The organism is Streptomyces sp. NPDC127038, from assembly GCF_042725875.1.
Lineage (GTDB): Bacteria > Actinomycetota > Actinomycetes > Streptomycetales > Streptomycetaceae > Streptomyces.
The window spans coordinates 64347-87338 of record NZ_JBHXDQ010000021.1 but is presented as its reverse complement, the minus strand read 5'-3'; the positions used below and the strand labels follow the sequence as shown (position 1 = coordinate 87338).

General features: G+C 70.4%; 14 protein-coding genes. 5 read left to right on the top strand and 9 right to left on the bottom strand.

From position 1 onward, the window contains the following. Positions 1-143 precede the first annotated feature (143 nt). Positions 144-1097, bottom strand: a complete 954-nt coding sequence (locus tag ACFWI4_RS17375) for a heme o synthase (RefSeq protein WP_339135402.1) — start codon at positions 1095-1097, stop codon at positions 144-146. Between the two features lie 354 nt (positions 1098-1451). Here ACFWI4_RS17375 and tkt point away from each other — a divergent pair, with 354 nt between their 5' ends. Genes tkt through pgl form a run of 5 tightly spaced genes read left to right on the top strand, consistent with a single transcriptional unit; the run spans position 1452 to position 8057 of the window. Further along, complete coding sequence (tkt, locus tag ACFWI4_RS17370) at positions 1452-3539, top strand: transketolase (protein WP_387196692.1); 2088 nt, start codon at positions 1452-1454, stop codon at positions 3537-3539. Between the two features lie 34 nt (positions 3540-3573). Continuing rightward, positions 3574-4692, top strand: coding sequence for a transaldolase (gene tal / locus ACFWI4_RS17365; RefSeq protein ID WP_387196689.1), 1119 nt, complete (start codon positions 3574-3576; stop codon positions 4690-4692). 1 nt (position 4693) lies between these two features. After that, on the top strand, positions 4694-6220 hold the full coding sequence (zwf, locus tag ACFWI4_RS17360; protein WP_385408979.1) for a glucose-6-phosphate dehydrogenase: 1527 nt from the start codon (positions 4694-4696) through the stop codon (positions 6218-6220). Beyond that, positions 6217-7278 carry a glucose-6-phosphate dehydrogenase assembly protein OpcA gene (gene opcA / locus ACFWI4_RS17355; RefSeq protein WP_387196686.1) on the top strand — a complete coding sequence of 354 codons (1062 nt, stop codon included), beginning with the start codon at positions 6217-6219 and terminating at the stop codon, positions 7276-7278. Before zwf ends, opcA begins: the two co-directional genes overlap by 4 nt. Next, the gene (pgl, locus tag ACFWI4_RS17350) at positions 7275-8057 is read left to right on the top strand and encodes a 6-phosphogluconolactonase (protein ID WP_387196683.1); all 783 of its coding nucleotides are present in this window, start codon (positions 7275-7277) and stop codon (positions 8055-8057) included. The genes opcA and pgl overlap by 4 nt, the downstream gene beginning before the upstream one ends. Before the next feature lie 83 nt (positions 8058-8140). Here the strand turns inward: pgl and ACFWI4_RS17345 are convergent, their stop codons facing one another. The 8 genes from ACFWI4_RS17345 to ACFWI4_RS17310 all read right to left on the bottom strand — a co-directional run bounded on the left by ACFWI4_RS17345 (position 8141) and on the right by ACFWI4_RS17310 (position 22939). Further along, on the bottom strand, positions 8141-13219 hold the full coding sequence (locus tag ACFWI4_RS17345) for a DUF3320 domain-containing protein (protein ID WP_387196680.1): 5079 nt from the start codon (positions 13217-13219) through the stop codon (positions 8141-8143). A gap of 242 nt (positions 13220-13461) precedes the next feature. Further along, entirely contained in the window at positions 13462-15114 is a 1653-nt protein-coding gene (gene pgi / locus ACFWI4_RS17340; protein WP_387196677.1) for a glucose-6-phosphate isomerase, read from the bottom strand. Positions 15115-15748: 634 nt separating this feature from the next. Beyond that, the gene (locus ACFWI4_RS17335) at positions 15749-16084 is read right to left on the bottom strand and encodes an RNA polymerase-binding protein RbpA (RefSeq protein WP_003957010.1); all 336 of its coding nucleotides are present in this window, start codon (positions 16082-16084) and stop codon (positions 15749-15751) included. 236 nt (positions 16085-16320) lie between these two features. Next, positions 16321-16557: a preprotein translocase subunit SecG gene (gene secG, locus ACFWI4_RS17330; protein WP_261703385.1), complete on the bottom strand. Its 237-nt coding sequence runs from the start codon at positions 16555-16557 to the stop codon at positions 16321-16323. A gap of 98 nt (positions 16558-16655) precedes the next feature. Further along, positions 16656-17432 (bottom strand): triose-phosphate isomerase, encoded by a 777-nt coding sequence (tpiA, locus tag ACFWI4_RS17325; RefSeq protein ID WP_387196674.1) that lies wholly within the window; start codon positions 17430-17432, stop codon positions 16656-16658. Positions 17433-17437: 5 nt separating this feature from the next. Continuing rightward, positions 17438-18649, bottom strand: a complete 1212-nt coding sequence (locus ACFWI4_RS17320) for a phosphoglycerate kinase (RefSeq protein ID WP_387196671.1) — start codon at positions 18647-18649, stop codon at positions 17438-17440. A 129-nt stretch (positions 18650-18778) separates the two neighbouring features. Beyond that, entirely contained in the window at positions 18779-19789 is a 1011-nt protein-coding gene (gene gap, locus ACFWI4_RS17315) for a type I glyceraldehyde-3-phosphate dehydrogenase (RefSeq protein ID WP_387196668.1), read from the bottom strand. A gap of 192 nt (positions 19790-19981) precedes the next feature. Further along, positions 19982-22939: a M14 family zinc carboxypeptidase gene (locus ACFWI4_RS17310; RefSeq protein WP_387196665.1), complete on the bottom strand. Its 2958-nt coding sequence runs from the start codon at positions 22937-22939 to the stop codon at positions 19982-19984. Positions 22940-22992: the final 53 nt, after the last annotated feature.

Here is a 22992-nt window from a genome sequence, read left to right as displayed (position 1 = left end):
TTTTTTTTTATACCTGCCTGTTTGGGGGGGTGTCGCCCTCGCCCCTCAGGCCGCCCCCGTCCACCCCGCCGGGGGGGGGGGGGGGGGGGGGCGCGGCCCCCCCCCACCCCTCCCGTCCAGGTGTTCCAGGTGTTCCGGGCGGTCTAGCGGAGGAAGGGGTCCACCGCGACGGCCACGAAGAGGATCGACACATAGGTGATCGACCAGTGGAACAGCCGCATCTCCTTCAGCTTGCCGCCCGTGACCTCGGCCTTGGCGCGGTTCTGGAGGCCGTGTGCCTCCCAGAGCCAGAACCCGCCCGCGGCCAGCGCGACCACGGTGTAGAACCAGCCGGTGTACCCGAGCGGGGTCAGCAGCAGCGAGACCGCGACCATCACCCAGCTGTAGAGGACGATCTGGCGGGCGACGACCTTGTTGCTCGCGACGACCGGGAGCATCGGCACGCCCACGCGCGCGTAGTCGTCCTTCACCTTCATCGACAGCGGCCAGTAGTGCGGCGGCGTCCAGAAGAACATGACGAGGAAGAGGATGACAGGCGCCCAGGACATGGAGTCCGTGACGGACGACCAGCCGATGAGCACGGGCAGACAGCCCGCGATGCCGCCCCAGACGATGTTCTGCGAGGTACGCCGTTTGAGGATCATCGTGTAGACGACGACGTAGAAGAGGAGCGCTCCGAGCGACAGCCAGGCGGACAGCCAGTTGACGGCGAGACCGAACAGCAGGGTCGACACGACCGCCAGCGTGATGCCGAAGGCGAGGCACTCACGGGGGCTGACCATGCCGGTGACGAGGGGCCGCTGCGAGGTGCGCTCCATGAGGGCGTCGATGTCGCGGTCGATGTACATGTTCAGCGCGTTGGCGCCGCCCGCGGACAGATAGCCGCCGAGGCAGGTGAGGAGCACCAGCTTCAGATCCGGCACACCCTGCTGGGCCAGGAACATCACCGGAACGGTGGTGATCAGCAGCAGCTCGATGATCCGCGGCTTGGTCAGCGCCACGAACGCCTTCAGACGGGCCCCGAACGGCCGCTGGCCCCGGCTGCTGCTCGTCCCGAGCACACCGGCTGGACGGGATTCGACGGCCGTCACGCACACCCCTGACAGAGACATCCCAGCGGGCCCCGGGATGAATTCCCCGCGAAAGGCCCGCGCGTACCACGCCACTGTAGACGTTGCCCAGACCCCGGCATTCGCGGGGGTGCGCCCGTGTTGGGGAGTGCGGCCGGAAGAGCTGATCGAGACTCGATTGAGCACTCGGACGAGCGGCTCCGTATTCATGTGCCGAACATGGAACGGCCCAGTCGGGAGGCGGATCGCGGTGAGTCCCGGCAGTCTGGAATGACTCGAAAAAACGCGCGTACTCACGGGGGTAGGCTCGACAACGGCCGGGGCGCCCAGTGCACCGGCATTTCGACATGTGTGACATGTGGAGAGGAGCCCTGACCCAGGGTGAGCACCAAGCCGACCACCACAGACCTCGAGTGGACCGAGCTGGACCAGCGAGCGGTGGACACCGCCCGCGTCCTGGCCGCCGATGCCGTACAGAAGGTCGGCAACGGCCATCCCGGTACGGCCATGAGCCTGGCGCCCGCCGCCTACACCCTCTTCCAGAAGGTGATGCGGCACGACCCGGCGGACACGAACTGGGTCGGCCGCGACCGCTTCGTGCTGTCCGCCGGCCATTCGTCACTGACCCTCTACACCCAGCTCTACCTGGCCGGTTTCGGTCTGGAGCTGGACGACCTGGAGTCCTTCAGGACCTGGGGCAGCAGGACCCCCGGACACCCCGAGTACGGTCACACGCCGGGCGTGGAGACCACGACCGGCCCGCTCGGCCAGGGTGTCGCCAACGCGGTGGGCATGGCGATGGCCGCCCGCTACGAGCGTGGTCTGTTCGACCCGGACGCGCCGCAGGGCGAGTCCCCGTTCGACCACTTCATCTACGCGATCGCCGGTGACGGCTGCCTCCAGGAGGGCATCTCCTCGGAGGCGTCCTCCATGGCCGGGCACCAGAAGCTCGGCAACCTGATCCTGCTGTGGGACGACAACCACATCTCGATCGAGGGCGACACGGAGACCGCGGTCTCCGAGGACACGGTCAAGCGCTACGAGGCGTACGGCTGGCACGTGCAGCGGATCGCCCCGAAGCCGGACGGCGACCTCGACCCGCACGCCATCTACAACGCGATCGAGGCCGCGAAGAAGGTGACGGACAAGCCGTCCTTCATCGCGATGCGCTCGATCATCGCCTGGCCCGCCCCGAACGCGCAGAACACCGAGGCCGCCCACGGCTCGGCGCTCGGCGACGACGAGGTCGCGGCCACCAAGCGCGTCCTCGGCTTCGACCCGGAGAAGTCCTTCGACGTCGCCGCCGAGGTGCTGGCCCACACCCGCCAGGCGCTGGACCGCGGTGCCCAGGCCAAGGCCGAGTGGGAGAAGGGCTACGCCGCCTGGCGTACCGCCAGCCCGGAGCGCGCGGCGGAGTACGACCGCATCGCCGCGACCGAGCTGCCGAGCGGCTGGGAGGAGAAGCTCCCCGTCTTCGAGGCGGGCACGGGTGTCGCCACCCGCGCCGCGTCCGGCAAGGTGCTCCAGGCCCTCGGCGCGGTCATCCCCGAGCTGTGGGGCGGCTCCGCCGACCTCGCCGGCTCGAACAACACCACGATCGACAAGACCAGCTCGTTCCTCCCGGCGGACAACCCGCTGCCCGAGGCGAACCCGTACGGCCGCACGATCCACTTCGGCATCCGCGAGCACTCCATGGCCGCGGAGATGAACGGCATCGCGCTCCACGGCAACACCCGCATCTACGGCGGCACCTTCCTGGTGTTCTCCGACTACATGCGCAACTCGGTCCGCCTGTCGGCCCTGATGCACCTGCCGGTCACGTACGTGTGGACGCACGACTCGATCGGCCTCGGCGAGGACGGTCCGACCCACCAGCCGGTCGAGCACCTCGCCTCGCTGCGCGCCATCCCCGGCCTGAACGTCGTCCGTCCCGCGGACGCCAACGAGACGGCCATCGCCTGGCGCGAGATCCTCAAGCGCTACACCAAGGTGTACGGCAAGGGCGCCCCGCACGGCCTCGCGCTCACCCGCCAGGGTGTACCGACGTACGAGGCGAACGAGGACGCCGCCAAGGGCGGGTACGTGCTGTTCGAGGCCGAGGGCGGCGCGCCCGAGGTCATCCTGATGGGCACCGGCTCCGAGGTGCACGTGGCCGTCGAGGCGCGCGAGCAGCTCCAGGCCGCGGGCATCCCCACGCGGGTCGTCTCCATGCCGTGCGTGGAGTGGTTCGACGAGCAGGACCAGGGGTACCGGGACAGCGTCCTGCCGCCGTCGGTGAAGGCCCGCGTCTCGGTCGAGGCCGGAATCGGTCTCACCTGGCACCGGTTCGTCGGGGACGCCGGACGCATTGTTTCGCTGGAGCACTTCGGTGCTTCGGCCGACGGCAAGGTGCTCTTCCGCGAATTCGGTTTCACTGCCGAGAACGTCGCGGAAGCCGCCCGGGAATCGATCGCCGCAGCCCAGCGCTGACGCCGACAAACGACACGTAGGAGATGCAATTTCCATGACAGACGCACTCAAGCGCCTCTCCGAGGAAGGCGTCGCGATCTGGCTGGACGACCTGTCGCGCAAGCGGATCACGTCCGGCAACCTGGCCGAGCTGATCGACCAGCAGCACGTCGTGGGCGTCACCACCAACCCGTCGATCTTCCAGAAGGCGATCAGCAGCGGAGACGGCTACGAGCAGCAGGTCACCGAGCTCGCGGCCCGCAAGGTCACCGTCGAAGAAGCCCTGCGCATGATCACCACGGCGGACGTCCGTGACGCCGCCGACATCCTTCGGCCCGTCTTCGACGCGTCCGGCGGCCAGGACGGCCGGGTCTCCATCGAGGTCGACCCCCGTCTGGCGCACAACACCACGGCGACGATCGCCGAGGCCAAGCAGCTCGCCTGGCTGGTGGACCGCCCCAACACCCTCATCAAGATCCCGGCCACCCGGGCGGGTCTGCCGGCGATCACCGAGGTCATCGGCCTCGGCATCAGCGTCAACGTCACGCTGATCTTCTCGCTGGAGCGCTACCGCGAGGTCATGGAGGCGTTCCTGCTCGGCCTGGAGAAGGCCAAGGAGCGCGGCCTGGACCTCTCGAAGATCCACTCCGTGGCGTCCTTCTTCGTGTCCCGCGTGGACACCGAGATCGACAAGCGGCTGGACGCCCAGGGCACCCCCGAGGCCAAGGCCGCCCGCGGCAAGGCGGGCGTCGCCAACGCCCGGCTCGCCTACCAGGCGTACGAGGAGGTCTTCTCCACGGACCGCTGGGCCGCCCTCGACCGGGCGCAGGCCAACAAGCAGCGTCCGCTGTGGGCCTCGACCGGCGTCAAGGACCCGGCGTACAAGGACACCCTGTACGTCGACGAGCTGGTCGCGCCGAACACCGTGAACACCATGCCGGAGGCCACCCTGGAGGCCACCGAGGACCACGGCCGGATCACCGGCAACACCATCGCCGGTACGTACGAGCAGTCCCGTGCCGAGCTCGACGCCGTCGAGAAGCTCGGGATCTCCTACGACGACGTGGTCCAGCTCCTTGAGGACGAGGGCGTCGAGAAGTTCGAGTCCGCCTGGAACGACCTGCTCAAGTCGACCGAGGCGGAGCTCCGGCGCCTCGCCCCTTCGGAGGGCTGAAATCTTGTCGAGCAGCAACCCGCTGCGTGACCCCGCAGACCGACGGCTCCCGCGTATCGCGGGGCCGTCGGGCCTGGTCATCTTCGGCGTCACGGGCGATTTGTCACGTAAAAAGCTGATGCCCGCGGTGTACGACCTCGCGAACCGGGGCCTGCTGCCGCCGGGCTTCTCGCTCGTCGGGTTCGCCCGCCGCGAGTGGGCCCACGAGGACTTCGCCCAGGAGGTCCACGACGCGGTCAAGGAGCACTCCCGCACCCCCTTCCGCGAGGAGGTCTGGCAGCAGCTCGTCCAGGGGATGCGCTTCGTCCAGGGCACCTTCGACGACGACGACGCCTTCGACCGGCTCCGTTCCACGATCGAGGAACTGGACAAGGCGCAGGGCACGGGCGGCAACTTCGCCTTCTACCTGTCGGTGCCGCCGTCCGCGTTCCCGGTGGTCATCCAGCAGCTCAAGAAGCACAAGCTGGCGGACCAGTCGGGCGGCTCCTGGCGCCGCGCGGTCATCGAGAAGCCCTTCGGACACGACCTGGAGTCGGCCGAGGCGCTCAACTCGATCGTGCACGAGGTCTTCGCCCCGGACCAGGTCTTCCGCATCGACCACTACCTGGGCAAGGAGACCGTCCAGAACATCCTGGCGCTCCGCTTCGCCAACACGATGTTCGAGCCGATCTGGAACCGGTCGTTCGTCGACCACGTCCAGATCACGATGGCCGAGGACATCGGCATCGGCGGCCGCGCCGGCTACTACGACGGCATCGGCGCCGCCCGTGACGTCATCCAGAACCACCTGCTCCAGCTGATGGCGCTGACCGCGATGGAGGAGCCCTCCTCCTTCGACGCGGACGCGCTCGCGGCGGAGAAGACCAAGGTGCTCGGCGCGACCAGGCTGCCGAAGGACCTCGGCAAGAGCACGGTCCGCGGCCAGTACGCGGCGGGGTGGCAGGGCGGCGAGAAGGTCGTCGGCTACCTCCAGGAGGACGGGATCGACCCCAAGTCGAAGACCGACACCTTCGCCGCGATCAAGGTGGAGGTGGACAACCGCCGCTGGGCGGGCGTCCCGTTCTACCTGCGCACCGGCAAGCGCCTCGGCCGCCGCGTCACCGAGATCGCGGTCGTCTTCCAGCGCGCCCCGCACTCCCCCTTCGACCACACGGCGACGGAGGAGCTGGGCCAGAACGCGATCGTCTTCCGCGTCCAGCCCGACGAGGGCGTCACGGTCCGCTTCGGCTCCAAGGTTCCCGGCACCTCCATGGAGATCCGGGACGTCTCGATGGACTTCGCGTACGGCGAGTCCTTCACGGAGTCGAGCCCTGAGGCGTACGAGCGTCTGATCCTCGACGTGCTGCTCGGCGACTCGAACCTCTTCCCGCGCACGGAGGAGGTCGAGCTGTCCTGGAAGATCCTCGACCCGATCGAGCGGTACTGGGACAAGCACGGCAAGCCCGCGCAGTACCCGTCGGGCACCTGGGGACCCGTCGAGGCCGACGAGATGCTCGAACGAGACGGACGGAGCTGGCGTCGCCCATGAAGACCGATCTCACCGACACCACGGCCAGCAAGGTCAACAAGGCGCTCGTGCAGGGCCGCCGCGCCATCGGCACACCCGCCGTCGGCATGGTGCTCACCCTCGTCATCGTCACCGACGAGGAGAACGCCTACGACGCCCTGAAGGCCGCCAACGAGGCCTCGCGCGAGCACCCCTCGCGCACCCTCGTGGTCATCAAGCGCGTCTCCCGCTCGCCCCGCGACCGCACGACCTCGCGCCTCGACGCCGAGGTGCGGCTCGGGGCGGAGGCGGGCACCGGCGAGACGGTGGTGCTGCGCCTGTACGGCGAGGTGATCAACCACGCCCAGTCGGTCGTGCTGCCGCTGCTGCTGCCGGACGCGCCCGTCGTCGTCTGGTGGCCGGTCAACGCGCCGCTCGACCCGGCGAAGGACCCGCTCGGCGCGCTCGCGCAGCGCCGGGTGACCGACACCTACGCCGCCGAGGCCCCGGTACGGGAGCTCAACGCCCGCGCCGAGGCCTACACCCCGGGCGACACGGACCTGTCGTGGACCCGCATCACGCCCTGGCGTTCGATGCTGGCCGCGGCCCTGGACCAGGTCGCCTGCGACGTGGACGCGGTCGAGGTGGAGGGCGAGGAGTTCAACCCGAGCTGCGAGCTCCTCGCGATGTGGCTCGCGGACCGCCTCGAGGTCCCCGTCAAGCGGTCGCTGTCCTCGGGCCCCGGTCTCACCGCGGTCCGGCTGGACACGAGCTGCGGCCCGATCGTCCTGGACCGCGCCGACGGCACCCTCGCCACCCTGTCCATCCAGGGGCAGCCCGACCGCGCGGTGGCGCTCAAGCGCCGGGACACGGCCGAGCTGATGGCGGAGGAGCTGCGCCGCCTCGACCCGGACGACACCTACGCCTCGGCGCTGCGCTTCGGCGTGGACCGGCTGAACGCCCCGGCGGACACCGGGGGTTCCGGGGCGTCGGGCGGTACCGCGACCGCCACGAAGGCGGCCCCGGTCGCCAAGGACTCCCCCGCCGGGGTGGCCGAGACGCTCGCGAAGAAGGCGGCGGACAAGGCGGCCGCCGAGTGAACACCCCTCAGCTCGTCGTCCACCGCGACAAGGAACTGATGGCCGAGGCCGCGGCGGCACGGCTGATCACGAAGATCGTGGACGCGCAGGCCTCGCGCGGCTACGCGTCGATCGTGCTCACCGGCGGGCGCAACGGCAACGGGCTCCTCGCGGCGCTCGCGTCCGCGCCCGCCCGGGACGCCGTCGACTGGGCGCGTCTCGACCTGTGGTGGGGCGACGAGCGGTACCTCCCCGAGGGCGACCCCGACCGCAACGACACGCAGGCCCGCGCGGCCCTGCTCGACGCGGTGCCGCTGGACCCGGCGCGCGTGCACACCATGCCCGCGTCCGACGGTCCGTACGGCGCCGACGTCGAGGCGGCGGCGGAGTCGTACGCGGCGGAGCTCGCGAAGGCCGCCGGGCCCGAGAACCACGGCCCGGTCCCGTCCTTCGACGTCCTGATGCTGGGCGTCGGCCCGGACACCCACGTGGCCTCGCTCTTCCCTGAGCTGCCCGCGGTGCGGGAGACGGAGCGGACGGTGGTCGGCGTGCACGGCGCGCCCAAGCCGCCGCCGACCCGGATCTCGCTGACCCTGCCCGCGATCCGCTCCGCCCGTGAGGTGTGGCTGCTCGCGGCCGGGGAGGACAAGGCGGAGGCCGCCGCGATCGCACTGTCGGGCGCCGGGGAGATCCAGGCCCCGGCCGCCGGCGCGTACGGCCGTTCACGCACCCTGTGGCTGCTGGACGCGGCGGCCGCGTCCCAGCTCCCGCGGTCGCTGTATCCACCGGCGTCCGCCTGAACGACCGGGCACACGAACCGCCGACCGGGGCGGCAGGGTCACCGACCCTGCTGCCCCGGCCCGTTCCGCCGGCAACGGCCTTTTCAGCGGGCCGCGTTGATACGGTCGGTGGTGCCCTCCAGTCGTCCTCGCCGACGGAGTTCCGCGATGTCGGCCGCGAGACAGTCACGGATGTCCTTGCCGGTCCGGCGCCAGCCGAAGAACTCGCAGGCCTGCTTGACGAGTTCGTCCTCGGACATTCCCGGGCACTCGGCGGCCAGCTCGCACAGCGCCACGTACCGCTCCGCGGGGGCGATGTGCAGGACCTTGCGGGCCGACTCGCCGTCCTGGGGGCGCCTGGCGCCGACGACGTCGTGGCCCTCCGTGGCGAAGAACGCCCCGTCCACGGCCACGCGCCCCGAGGACACCAGCATGCGCGTCACCTCCCGGACGTTGTCCCGGATACGGCTGCCCGCCCTGGCGACGCCCCAGGCCTCGCGCGCCCGCTGCACCAGCAGTTCCTCGTGGATGGGCCCCTCGACCTCGATGACCCGTGCCAGCAGCCTGCGCAGCGCGGGCCGGGCCTCCGGCGTGTGCAGTTCGTGTCCGGGCGGCAGCATGACCGTCTCGGTCCGGTACACCGAGCTCCACGCGCGCTCCGCGCCGCTGTCGACCGGCACGCGCTCGTACGCCTGGGAGACAAGGGAGACCGGCGCGGCAGGGGTGGTCGGTGTGGCAGGCGTGGTCGGTGTGGCAGGCCCCTCGGACGGGCGCCCCGAGGGCGGGTTCGCGGGGGGCGGGTTCGCGGGGGACGGATCTCCCGAGGGCACCCCCTCCGGGAAGCCGTCCGTCGTCCGTCGCCCCGCGGACGACGACGGCGGCGCGGCCTGGGCCGGAACGGACGCGGTGAGCGGACCCTGCGCGATCGCCGCGTCGACCGCCTCCCGCAACCGCAGCTCGGCGGCCGCCCGTCCGCGGTACCAGTCGGTGCCCCAGATGCGGTGGAGCCGCCAGCCGAGCCCGTTCAGGACCTGCTCGCGCAGCCGGTCCCGGTCCCGGGCCGCCCGCGAGGAGTGGTACATGGCCCCGTCGCACTCGATGCCGAGCGCGTAGGCGCCGGGCAGCAGCGGATGGCGCAGGCCGATGTCGATGCGATACCCGGCGACGCCGACCTGCGGCTGCACCTGGAGTCCCCAGCCCCGCAGGACGGCGAGCACCGACTCCTCGAACGGACTGTCCGGCTCGGCGTCCCCCTGTACGACGTCGCGGGCGAGCACGGACGGCCCGTTCTCCGCGTACTCGAGATAGCGCTTCAGGTACTGCACGCTCTCGTTGGGGCTGTCGGACAGGCTCGTGCCCCGGAAGGACGAGACGACCTCCATGCGGTAACGGGCGCGGGTCACGGCCACGTTGAGCCGGCGCCAGCCTCCGGCCTTGTTGACGGGGCCGAAGTTCAGCCCCAGCCTGCCGTGTTCATCGGGGCCGTACCCCACCGACATGATCATCACGTCGCGTTCGTCGCCCTGGACGGACTCCAGGTTCTTCACGAAGAAGCCGTCGAGCCGGTCCTCGGTGAAACAGTGGTCGAGATCGGGGCGCGCGAGCCTCGCCTGCTGCACGGCCTGGTCGATGGCCGAGGCCTGGGCCTGGGAGAGCGCGACGACGCCGAGGGTCCTGCCGGGCCGGGTGTCGAAGTGGTGCAGCACGCGCCGGGCGACGAAGTCCGCTTCGAGGCGGTTGTCGCGCCGCCCGCCCCTGTCGTACACACCGTCGGCCTCCAGGAAGGCCACACCGACGTCGTTGCCCTCGTCCAGTGCTCCGGGGAACGTCACCATGGCGTTGCCGTAGAACTCCCGGTTGCTGAAGGTGATCAGGTTCTCGTGGCGGCTGCGGTAGTGCCAGCCGAGCGGCAGTTCACGCATGGCGCCGGCCTTGCAGGCGTGCAGCAGCGATTCGAAGGAGTCCGGGACGTCCTGCGCGTACTCGTCCGTGTCGTCGTCCACGGAGGAGTCGAAGAACGAGGTGGGCGGCAGCTGCTTGTCGTCACCGGCCACCACGAGGGTGCGTCCGCGGTAGACGCAGTTGACCGCGTCGCTCGGCCGGACCTGGGACGCCTCGTCGAAGACCACCACGTCGAAGTGGAAGTCGGGAGGCAGGAACTGACTGACCGTCAACGGGCTCATCATGAAGCAGGGTTTGATCGACTGGACGACGTCCCGGGTCCTGCCGAGCAGTTCCCGCACCGGCATGTGCCGGGTCTTCTTCTCCGCCTCCCGGACGATGACGGCGCCCGCTCCCCCGGCGAACCGGCGCGGGCGCCGTTTGTTGCAGGCCTCGATGACGGCGCCGCCCGCGGCCGCGATCAGCCGGCGGTCGGCGTCCCGGAAGTCGCTCACCCGCGCGTCGAGGTCGTCGGAACGGGACCTGCGCAGCCGGGCGTCCCCGGCGAGGACGTCGTCGGCCCAGGCGCGCAGCAGCGCCTGCTCGACGACGTCGGCCAGCCGGCCGGGGTCGGCTCCCCGCTCGGCCGCGCTCGTCACGAGGTCGTCCGCTCCGTGCCGGGCGAGCACGGCGACGCCGTCGACGTGGGCGTGCCAGATCTCCGGGCCCTGCTCGTCGGCGCGCAGCGCCTCGATCGACCGGTGGGCCTGGTCGAAGAGGCCCAGCAGACCGGTCGAGAGCTGGGTGCGGCGCGCGGTGTCGAACAGGCCGAGCAGATCGTCGGCGGACCGGCTCCAGCGATCGGCCCGGGCACAGGCCGTGGCGCACCAGGCGGCGAGCGACTGCCGGATGTTCTCGGCGAGCAGCCGCGGGAGCCGGTCCGTGTCGGCCCCGCAGGAGAGCCGCTCGGCGAGCAGCGGACGACGCGCGGCGAACGGTTCACGGCTGTCGGCGTCGCGGCTCAGTTCGGCGATGCGGTCGGCCGTGGACAGGGCGAGGTCGAGGTCCGCCAAGGCCTCCACGGTGCGCGGCAGATAGCGGTCGAGCAGGGCGGAGTGACGCTCGGCGAGCCGGGCGACCTCGGCGGCCGCGGCACGCCAGGCGAGCGCCTGCTCCAGCCGCCCCGGCAGCGCCCTGTCCCAGACGCCGTCGCGGGTGAGCGCGGCCACGGCGGAGCGGTCCTCCTTGTACGCGGCCGAGAAGCGCCCCATCAGTCCGCGATGGCGACCGGCGAACCGGTCGGCCAGTTCCGGCAGTTCGGCGCAGGCGAGCACCTGCTCGCCGAACACGTCCGAGGCCGCGTCCCGGGCGGTGGCCTCGGCGTCCAGGGCGCGGCGCAGCTCCCCCGCCGCCGTACGCGCCCGGCGCAGCCCATCGGCGTCGAACCAGCCGCGCGGCGGCAGATGGTCGTGGCCCGTCAGATCGGCGAGCTCGCACAGGGCGAACGCGGCCTCGGCCCGGTCGGCCTTGGGCAGCCCGAACAGGTCGGCCAGCTGGGCCACTTGGGCCGACACGTCGTCCGGGAGCCCCCCGTCAGCCGCGGCCCGTGCCGTCCCCTGCGGATCAGGGAGCCCCGCCCTCAAGGAGCGCACCAGAGCGCGGACTTCGTGCACCGAGCGGGGTTCGTCCTGGGTCGCCGCGAAGGGGCGCCGGCCCGTGGCGGTCACCAGGGCGTCCAGGGCGTCGGCAGCCTCGGACACCACCTGGTGGGGAGACGTGCCGGTCAGTCCGCGCCACGGGAAGGCCTCTCCCTCGACGGCCGGACGCCAGGCGCGGCCGATCGTCCGGGAGGCGGTGGCGAGTTCCTGGAGGGCACCCGCGGTCAGACCGCGGACGGCTCCGGCGTTCCCGGCGGCGAGCGGCAGCCGGGGGGTACCGGACTGCTCCAGCAGCACGAGCCGTCCGAGGACGTCGTGCAGGCTGCGGCCGAGGGGCTCGCGGGTCTCGTTCATGGCGGCGGCGTACGCGGACAGTTCCTCGCGCAGGGTGCGGGCCCGCTCCAGTTCGTGCTCCGCGGCCCCGGTCACGCGGACCTCGGTGGTCAGCACCCGCGCGAGTTCGGTGGCCACCGCCTTCTTGCTGGTGTCGCCGCTGTGCAGCGCCATCACGAAGTCCCCCAGGCCCACGCCCCGCAACCGGTTGCGTACGACGTCGAGCGCCGCGGCCTTCTCGCTGACGAACAGCACGCTGCGCCCGGCGTGCATCAGCGCGGCGATCATGTTGGTGATGGTCTGGCTCTTGCCGGTACCTGGCGGGCCGCTCATCACGAACGACCGCTGGTCGAGGGCGGCGGCGACGCACTGCCGCTGCGAGGCGTCGGCGTCGAGGACCAGCGGGGTCCGCTCGGGCAGCTGGACGTCGTCGATGCGGTCGAGGTCCGCCGGTTCGAACGCGATCAGGTCGTCGGGCAGGCCGGCGTCGGGGCCGAGGGCCACGGCACGGACCAGCGGATGACCGAGCACCCGCTCCTCGTTCTGCTGGAGGTCCTGGTACATGGCCTCCCGGTGCGAGGCGAACAGGCCGAGCACCACCCGTTCCTCCACCGACCAGTCCTTCTGCCCGGCCGCGACCGCCCGGGCGGCGGACATCACGGCGGACGGGTCCGTGACATCCGCGGCGGTGACCCGGCTCCAGTCCACACCGAGCCGTTCCAGCTTCACGGCGAGCGCCGGGTTGTGGATACGATCCTGGTCGTCGGCCAGGTGGAGACGGCTGCGCCGGCCGCTGTCCCGGCGCAGTTCCACCGGGACGAGGAGCAGGGGAGCCGAGCTGCCCTGGTCGGCGTCGGCCTCGCGCCAGTCGAGCATGCCGATGCCGAGCCACAGCACCCACAGGCCGTAGTCGTTGTACATCTGGCCGGATCTCTGGCGCAGTTGGTAGAGCGAGCTGTCCAGCGAGGCCTGGGTGGTCTTCTGCGTGACCAGCCCGGCCCGGGACCGCCGCCCGGAGTCCACCGTCCCGGAGTCCACCGTCCCGGAGTCCACTGTCCCGGAGTCCGCCGCCTCCGGGTCCGTCTTCTCGACGACGGGGGCGAACTCCCAGCCCTTGGCGAGGTCGGCGAGAAGCGCGCCGGCGGACGGCGTGGTGATCTCCAGGGTCGCCGTTCTGGTGTGCTTGAAGTTCAGCAGCCGGTTGCGCCCGCCCATGTCCAGCAGCGAGTTGCGCCAGCCGTCGAGAACGGCCTTCAGCCGGTCGAGACCTGGATCGTCGGCGGTGGACGCGGTCCCTAACTGATCGGGCATACGGCGGATACCTCCTGGGCGTCAGTGCACAGGGGTCACCACCCTCACAGGCCCCCCTGGAGGTACCTCCCTATCAGCCCGTCCGTTCCGGCATGCCGGAGATCGTCGACAAGATATGCGCTTGTTGTGAAGAAATCGAACACATGAGGTGAGGATGTACGTTCCCGCGTTCGATTCGCTTGACACGGCCGCCCTACGGGAAGCGGGCGGACTCCCGCCGCCCGCTTCCCCTCACACGGGTCTCAACGACCCCGCAGGGTCCGGTACTTGGCGACGAGCGCCTTGGTCGACGCGTCCAGCCCCGGCACGTCGGCGCCCTCGGTGAGGGCGGGTTCGACGCGCTTGGCGAGCACCTTGCCGAGTTCGACGCCCCACTGGTCGAAGGAGTCGATGTTCCAGACCGCGCCCTGGACGAAGACCTTGTGCTCGTAGAGGGCGATCAGCTGACCGAGGACCGACGGCGTCAGTTCCTTCGCCAGGATCGTGGTCGTGGGGTGGTTGCCCTGGAACGTCTTGTGCGGCACCAGTTCCTCGGGCACGCCCTCGGCGCGGACCTCGTCCGGGGTCTTGCCGAACGCCAGCGCCTGCGTCTGCGCGAAGAAGTTCGCCATCAACAGGTCGTGCTGGGCGACCAGTCCCGGCAGCAGATCGGCCACGGGCTCGGCGAAGCCGATGAAGTCGGCGGGGATCAGCTTGGTTCCCTGGTGGATCAACTGGTAGTACGCGTGCTGGCCGTTGGTGCCGGGCGTGCCCCACACCACCGGTCCGGTCTGCCACTCCACCGGGTTGCCGTCACGGTCCACGGACTTGCCGTTGGACTCCATGTCGAGCTGCTGGAGATAGGCCGTGAACTTCGACAGGTAGTGCGAGTACGGCAGCACGGCGTGCGACTGCGCGTCGTGGAAGTTGCCGTACCAGATGCCCAGCAGGCCCATCAGCAGCGGGGCGTTGGCCTCGGCCGGGGCGGTGCGGAAGTGCTCGTCGACCAGGTGGAAGCCGTCCAGCATCTCGCGGAACCGGTCCGGGCCGATCGCGATCATCAGCGACAGGCCGATCGCCGAGTCGTACGAGTACCGCCCGCCGACCCAGTCCCAGAACTCGAACATGTTCGCCGTGTCGATGCCGAAGTCCGACACCTTCTCCGCGTTCGTCGACAGCGCCACGAAGTGCTTCGCCACCGCCTCCTGACCCGCCTTCAGGCCGGTCAGCAGCCACTCGCGCGCGGAGGTGGCGTTGGTGATGGTCTCGATGGTGGTGAAGGTCTTGGAGGCGATGATGAACAGCGTCTCGGCCGGGTCCAGGTCGTGGACGGCCTCGTGCAGGTCGGCGCCGTCCACGTTCGACACGAACCGGACGGTCAGCGAGCGGTCCGTGAAGGAGCGCAGCACCTCGTAGGCCATGGCGGGGCCGAGGTCCGAGCCGCCGATGCCGACGTTGACGACGTTCTTGATGCGCCTGCCGGTGTGCCCGGTCCACTCGCCCGAACGGACCCGCTCCGCGAAGCCCGCCATCTTGTCGAGGACCGCGTGGACGGCCGGCACCACGTTCTCGCCGTCGACCTCGACCACCGCGTCCCGAGGGGCCCGCAGCGCGGTGTGCAGCACCGCCCGGTCCTCGGTCGTGTTGATCCTCTCGCCCCGGAACATCGCGTCCCGCAGCCCGAACACGTCCGTGGCGACGGCCAGCTCGCGCAGCAGTCGCAGCGTCTCGTCGGTGACCAGGTGCTTGGAGTAGTCGATGTGCAGATCGCCGACCTGGAGCGTGTAGCCGGAACCGCGTCCGGGCTCGGCGGCGAACAGCTCGCGCAGACGGGTGCCGGCGAGCTCCTCGCGGTGCTTGGCCAGGGCGGTCCACTCGGGTGTCTGGTTGAGCCGGGTACGGCTTTCTGCGTTCATCTCGGACTTCCGCCTTCTTCCTGCCTGTGCTGCTGCGTCCCTTGCCCCGCTGCCGGTCCCAACCTAATTGATCAGGGCTGGACACGAGCTGTCGTAGTGCGTCCACCGGCTCAACAACAGATACGTCCGGGCGGCCCGCAGGTGTCAGCACGATGACGGTGGAAGACGGGCGGGCAAGGAGCGCGGGTACGCGAACGGCACCGGCCGGGCCGGGCCTCGGGGAAGAAACAGGTGCGCGGGTGCGGGCCGCCGAGCCCGTCTCGCCGGGGAGGGCCCGACCGGAGACCGACGCACGGTCACGGGCCCCCGGGGCCGCCGTGCCGACGGGCCCGCACTGCTGCATCGGTGTGACCCGGGGGCGGGAGGGCGCCACCGACGGGCCGGGCACGCCGTACGCCCCGTCTCCGGGCACGACGGACGAACCGGCGCGCGGCGCGGGCACCCGAACGGCCCAGGTCGGCCGCGCGTCCGGGCGCGACGGACGAACCGGCGCGCGGCGCGGGCACCCGAAGGGCCGACGTCGGTCGCGCGTCCGGACGCGGCGGATCCGGCGGCGGCTCGCGCACCGGCCGCGACGTCAACGCGACACGCTTCCGGCCAGACATCCACGGGATGCCCGGCCGGCCATCAACTCCTAGATCTCGCCCCGCAGTTTGGCGAGCGCCTCGGCGAGGATCGCCTCGCCGTCCGCGTCGCTGCGCCGCTCCCGCACATACGCGAGGTGCGTCTTGTAGGGCTCGGTGCGCGGCGGGTCCGGCGGGTTGTCCCGGTCCTGTCCTGCGGGGAAGCCGCAGCGCGGGCAGTCCCAGGTGTCGGGGACCTGCGCGTCGCTGGCGAAGCTGGGCTGCGTCTCGTGCCCGTTGGAGCACCAGAAGGAGATGCGCAGCCGCGGCGCGGACTCGCCGCGCTCGGCCTCGCCCATCGGCCCCGCCCCGACCCGGCTTCCTCGGATCGCGTTGCCACTTGCCACGGTCGTAACTCCCTGCGTGATGGTGCCGCGAAGCGAGTCGGCGTGTCGCTTCGTTGCGAGCGCCTCAGTCTACGTAAGGCCCAACGCACGTCCAGTGATTGGAGTTACATCCCCACCCCTAGACGCAAGCCCCATGATAGGCGGCGCCTGGAGGCGCGTACCGGACATGGGGCCTTACGTGCGGAATGTGCTTGCGTAATGTGCAGTTGTGCTGCCGTACCGATGTCGTTCGGTGATCAGTTGTTGATCTTCATCAGCACACCGAGGACGACGATGCAGGCGAACCAGAGCAGACCGATCATCAGCGTGATGCGGTCGAGGTTGCGCTCGGCGACCGAGGAGCCGCCGACGGACGACTGCATGCCGCCACCGAACATGTCGGACAGGCCGCCGCCCTTTCCCTTGTGCATCAGCACCAGCAGCATCAGCAGCAGGCTGAAGACGATCAGGGCGATCGAGAACCCCAAAACCACGGCTGGACCAACTTCCTCGGAACTGGATGGACGACGGGGGTCCGGCGCGATGGCACCAGACCCCCGCAAGGGTACGACGAATCCCCGCTACCGCATACTTACTGGTCGCGGAACCGGACGATCTTGACGAACTCGTCGGCGTCCAGCGACGCGCCGCCGACCAGAGCGCCGTCGATGTCGGGCTTCGCCATGATCTCGGCGACATTGCCGGACTTCACCGAGCCGCCGTACTGGATGCGGACCGCGTCGGCCAGCTCCTGGGAGTACAGCTCGGCGAGCTTGGCGCGGATCGCGGCGCAGACCTCCTGCGCGTCGTCGGCGCCGCAGACCTTGCCGGTGCCGATGGCCCAGACGGGCTCGTACGCGATCACGACGGACTCGGCCTGCTCGGCCGGGAGGTCCTTGAGACCGCCCTCGACCTGGGCGAGGGTGTGGGCGACGTGGTTGCCCGCCTCGCGGACGTCCAGCTCCTCGCCCACGCACAGGATCGGGGTCAGACCGTGCTTGTAGGCGGCCTTGACCTTGGCGTTCACGACGTCGTCGGTCTCGTTGTGGTACTGGCGGCGCTCGGAGTGGCCGACGGCCACGTACGTGCACTTCAGCTTCGCCAGCATCGAGCCGGAGATCTCGCCGGTGTAGGCGCCGGAGTCCTGCGCGGACAGGTCCTGGGCACCGTACTTGATCTTGAGCTTGTCGCCGTCGACCAGGGTCTGCACGGAGCGCAGGTCGGTGAAGGGCGGCAGGACGGCGACCTCGCAGGCCTCGTAGTCCTTGTCGGCCAGGGCGAAGGCGAGCTTCTGGACGTGCGCGATGGCCTCGAGGTGGTTGAGGTTCATCTTCCAGTTGCCCGCCATCAGCGGCGTGCGCGTGCTCATCTAGGTCAGTCCTCCAGTGCGGCGAGGCCGGGGAGCGTCTTGCCCTCGAGGTATTCGAGGGAGGCGCCGCCACCGGTCGAGATGTGGCCGAATGCGTTCTCGTCGAAACCGTGGGTGCGCACCGCGGCGGCGGAGTCTCCGCCGCCGACGACGCTGAAGCCCTTGGAGTCGACGAGGGCCTGGGCGACCGCTTTGGTGCCCTCGGCGTAGTCGGGGTGCTCGAAGACGCCCATGGGACCGTTCCAGAAGACGGTCTCGGCGTCGGCGAGCTTGGCTGCGTACAGGGCGCCGGTCTTCGGGCCGATGTCCAGGCCCAGCTGGCCCTCGGGCATCTTGTCCGCGTCGACGGCGGTGTGCTCGGTGGGGGCCTTGGCCTTCAGGTCCGGGAATCCGGGGGAGACCACGACGTCGACCGGGAGCACCAGCTCGACGCCCAGCTTCTCGGCGCGCGCCATGTACTCGGTGACGGCCGGGATCTGGTCCTCCTGGAGCAGCGAGGTGCCGACCTCGTAGCCCTTGGCCTTGAGGAAGGTGAAGGCCATGCCACCGCCGATCAGGATGCGGTCGGCCTTGCCGAGCAGCTGGTCGATGACGGCGAGCTTGTCGGAGACCTTGGAGCCGCCGAGAGCGACGACGTACGGGCGCGCGACGTCCTCGGTGAGCTTCTTCAGGACGCCGACCTCGGTGGCGATGAGGTGCCCGGCGTAGTGCGGCAGACGCGCGGGGAGGTCGTACACGGAGGCGTGCTTGCGGTGCACGGCGCCGAAGCCGTCGCCCACGTACACGTCCGCGAGGGCGGCGAGCCGGTCGGCGAACTCGCCGCGCTCGGTGTCGTCCTTGGACGTCTCGCCGGCGTTGAAGCGGAGGTTCTCGACGACCGCGACCTGGCCGGGCTCCAGACCGTCCACGGCTTCGTGGGCGGCGGGGCCGACGGTGTCCTGGGCGAACGCGACCGGCGCGCCGAGGAGTTCACCGAGGCGCTCGGCGGCGGGCAGCAGCGAGAAGGCCGGGTCCGGGGCGCCCTTGGGGCGGCCCAGGTGCGAGGCGACGACGACCTTGGCGCCCGCCTCGGCCAGCGCCTTGACGGTGGGCAGGACGGCGCGGATGCGGCCGTCGTCGGTGATGAGGCCGCCGGCCAGCGGCACGTTGAGGTCGGCGCGGACGAAGACCCGCTTGCCGGACACTCCTTCGGCGAGAAGCTCGTCGATCGTCTTCATGAAGCGACTCCTAGGGGAAGGCTCTGGGGATCCGAGAGGTCTGATCGATCACCACGTGGCGCAGGGCCCGGGCAGCGCGGCGTCGCGCTGCCCGAGCCCTGGCTCACATCGAGGTGCCTGCTCGGGTGACTAGAGCTGGCCGCCGACGAAGACCGTCAGGTCGACGAGGCGGTTGGAGTAGCCCCACTCGTTGTCGTACCAGCCGAGGATCTTCACCGTGTTGCCCTCCTGGACCATGGTCAGGGAGGAGTCGAAGGTGCAGGACGCCGGGTCGCTGACGATGTCCGAGGAGACGATCGGGTCCTCGGTGTAGGCCAGGAAGCCCTTGAGGTCGCCGTCCTCGGACGCCTTCTTGAACGCGGCGTTGACCTCGTCCTTGGTGACCTCGCGCTGGAGCGTCACGACCAGGTCGGTGGCCGAGCCGGTCGGGACCGGGACGCGCATGGCGATGCCGTCCAGCTTGCCCTTGAGCTGCGGGAGGACCAGGGCGGTGGCCTTCGCGGCACCCGTCGTGGTCGGGATGATGTTCTCGGCGGCGGCGCGGGCGCGGCGCAGGTCCGAGTGCGGGAAGTCCAGGATGCGCTGGTCGTTGGTGTACGCGTGAACCGTCGTCATCAGGCCCTTGACGATGCCGAAGTTCTCGTCGAGGACCTTGGCCATCGGCGCCACACAGTTGGTGGTGCAGGAGGCGTTGGAGATGATGTTGTGGTTCGCCGGGTCGTACTGGTCCTGGTTGACGCCCATCACGATGGTGATGTCCTCGTCCTTGGCCGGAGCCGAGATGAGGACCTTCTTGGCGCCGCCGGCGATGTGCTTCTCGGCGTCGGCCTTCTTCGTGAAGATGCCGGTCGACTCGATGACGATGTCGACGCCGAGCGCGCCCCACGGGATGTCGGCGGGGTTGCGCTCGGACAGGACCTTGATGGTGTGGCCGTCGACGGTGATCGTGTCGGCGGTGTGGGACACCTCGGCCTTGAGGCGGCCCAGAATGGTGTCGTACTTGAGCAGGTGGGCGGTGGTCGCGGTGTCACCCAGGTCGTTGACAGCCACGATCTCGATGTCAGCACCCTGCTCCAGCAGCGCGCGGAAGTAGTTACGACCGATGCGGCCAAAGCCGTTGATGCCTACGCGGATCGTCACGAACCGATCTCCTCGTTAGGTACGCCGACTCAAGTGTCGGCGAGTTTGTATGGGATGTCCCCGACCGCCTCCGACCCTACCTCCCCCAAGGCCCCTGAGTGACATCGACCACGGCCATACACGACAGGGCGATCCGTACCCGCCAGTAGGGGTACGGATCGCCCGTTCTGTTCATGTGATGGTCACGTACGGTCAGTTGTCGAGCGCCGAAAGTGCCTGTCCGATCAGGGTCGCGCGGTCGGCCGCCGTGCCGACGTGCTCCAGGCCGAAGCCCAGCAGCACGGTGTCGTCCGTGGTGACCGCTCCGTAGGTCCTGAAGAGCTCCCCGGTGCGCGCCCAGTCCCGCAGGACGGCCGGGCTGCCCGCGGGCGGACCGGCCACGCTCCAGGGACCGAGGGAGGACTCGAAGCCCTCCGTCTCCACGGCGTTCCCGCCGACCACCAGCGCGGCGTCGTCGACGAGGAGGCCGTGGCCGCCCGAACTCGGATCGCTGATGTAGCTGAACGAGACCTCGACGGACCTGCCGGCGTACGCGCTCAGGTCGAAGGAGACCTGCTGCCAGCCGCTGGACGCGCCGGTGAAGCTGTTCCACCGCCCGCTGGAGCCGGTGGCGGTGCAGCCGGCCGCGCTCACGGTCAGGTAGTGCCTGATCCAGGGGTGTTCCTGGGCCAGGAAGCCGGCCTCGCACTCGGCGGGGACGGCCGAGGTGGTCGCGCCGCCCGCCTCGGGGAGCGTGGTCCAGTCGTCGGCGCCGGTCGTGTGGACCTCGACGACCGCGTGGTCGTAGCCGGGTTCGGTGTCCCACAGCATCCGGGAGGTCAGCGCCGGCTTGTCGGCGGCGGTGACCCCGGTGAGGTCGACGGTGCGGGTGAGCCGCTTGTAGGCGTCGTCGGTGTGCACCGCGGCGGCCATGTACGAGCCCGCGTAGGGCCCGTACGGGTTCACGGTCCCGGCGAACCGTCCCGCCCCCGCGCTGGAGGCGAACTGCGGGTACCGCGCCCCGGCGAGCGAGTCGGAGGTGACGCCGTAGGTGCCCGCCGCGTTCAGCGGGTTGCCGGGCGCGTCGCCGAGCGTTCCGGTGGCTCCGTCGAGCTTCCCCGAGCCGGTGAAGCCCTTGGCGCCTGGCGTGGACGTACGGGAGTAGGCGCCCAGGTAGTACTGGCTGAAGTCGTTCGAGAGGGTGCCGCCGCCGAGGTCGACGCTGCCGCCCGCGAGTTCGCCCGCCTCGACCAGCTTGCCGCCCTCGTTGAGGAAGGCCCGCAGCTGGAGCTGGGTGGCGTTGCCGGGCCGCAGGGCGCCGGTGTAGTGGACGACCGTCCGGAAGTGGTCGAGGACACCGAGCGCGTCGGGCGCGCCCTGGGTGGCGACGTCCCAGACCAGGGGCTTCCTGCCGTCGGCCTTCAGCGCGTCGACGTACGTCTGCGCCTGCGTGGCGGCGGCGCCCTCCTCGGCGACCACGAGCACGTCGGCCCTCGGCCGCTGTGCCACGGTGTACGTGAAGTGGCTGCTGGAGGTGGGCTTTCCGGCCCGGGTCACACCCGTGAACCAGACCTCGACCTTGTCGCCCGGCGCACCGTCCGTGATCCTGGCGCGGTACTCGTCGAAGTAGAGGTTGTCGGTGCCCCCGTAGGTCTCGCCGCCCCGCCAGGGCCTGACCGCGAGGGTGTGCGTACGGCCGCCGTCGACGCGGTACCTGAGCCGCTTGTCGCGCACGGACTTGCGGACGACGGCGGAGACGGTCTGGCCGCCGCCCCGGGCGTACGACGTGGTGAAGGCGGCCGGGGTGAAGTCGGGCGCGTCGAGGCCCACCGAGGAGGACGGCCGGTCGGGGTGCGCGGCGGTCTCGGCGACGGAGAGCGCGAACGGGACGTTCTTCTCGAACTCCTGCTGGATCAGCTTCTCGTCGTCGGGGAAGGTGAAGACCGAGGCGCAGTCCGCGGCGTTCCAGGCGTCGTTCGGGTCGGAGTCCGAGGCCGTCTGACAGGTCGACATCTCGGGGGTGAACATCGCCATGCCGTTGACGTTGCCGGCGTGGCCGTCCGCCTCGCCGTTGGTCGTGTACAGCTCCGAGGAGACCTGCGGGTGGTAGCCGGGAATGGCGGAGTGCTCGGGGGTCCCGGCGAGCGCCTTGTAGAGCACGTCGTCCGGCGTCGGCGTCGCCACCTGCCAGCCCACTCCGTAGAGCAGCAGTTCGGCGGCGGAGTGGTAGTTGATCCCGTACGTGAAGCCGATGCGCTTCTCGAAGGTGTCGAGCGCCCTGGTCTCGGGCTCGGACTCCGGGCTCGCGCCGCGGTAGGTCTCGCTCGTGGGGTTGGGGGACGAACCCTCGTCGTCGTAGCCCCACTTGTAGGCGAAGTTGCGGTTGAGGTCGACGCCGTCGCCGGTGGAGATGACGCCGTCGCCGTTCACGTCCCGCAGGTTCTTGCGCCACTGGCGGGTGTCGGCGTTCTTGAAGGTGTAGTCGTAGCCGTCGGGGTTGGCCGACAGGACGAACCACAGCTCCGTGGAGTCGACGATCTTCCTGATGCGCTGGTCGGTGGAGTAGTGGTCCAGGTAGTAGTGCATCAGCCGCCGGGTCATCTCGGGGGTGATCCACTCGCGCGCGTGCTGGTTGGACACGTACAGCACCGACGGCTTGGAGCCGTCCTTGGTCTTCCTGGCGCCCTTGGTCAGTTTGAGCGCGAGGATGTCCTGGCCGTTCAGGGTCTTGCCGATGGAGACGACCTTGGTCAGGTCCGGGTGGGCCTGGCCGGTCCTGACGATCTCCTCCTCCAGGTTGCCCTTCCCACTGTACGGGCGGAAGACCCCCTGGTCCGCGGCCGCGACCCGGTTCTCCGCCCGGGCGGAGAGCGTGTGCTCGGTGAGGTCGACGCCCTGCTTCTCCAGCTTCGCGGCCTGCTGGTCGGTGACGTAGACCTCGACCGTGCTCCTGCCGTTCCTCCAGGTCGTGTCGCCGAGCTCGTGGCTGTCCTGTCCGGCCGCGAGCAGCAGGGGTACCTGCTGCTTCGTGACCTCGGCGCGGAACACCTTCACGGCGTTCGCGTCGGGCTTGGGCGAACCGCCCTCCTGCGCCCGGGCGACCGGCGCCACGGCCGCACCGCCCAGCAGGAGCGCGCCGGTAGCGAGGATCGCGCTCGCTCTTCGTCTCATGAGCCCCCCTTGCACGGGTCCGCCACAGCAGCGAACAGATGCCAGGCTCATGA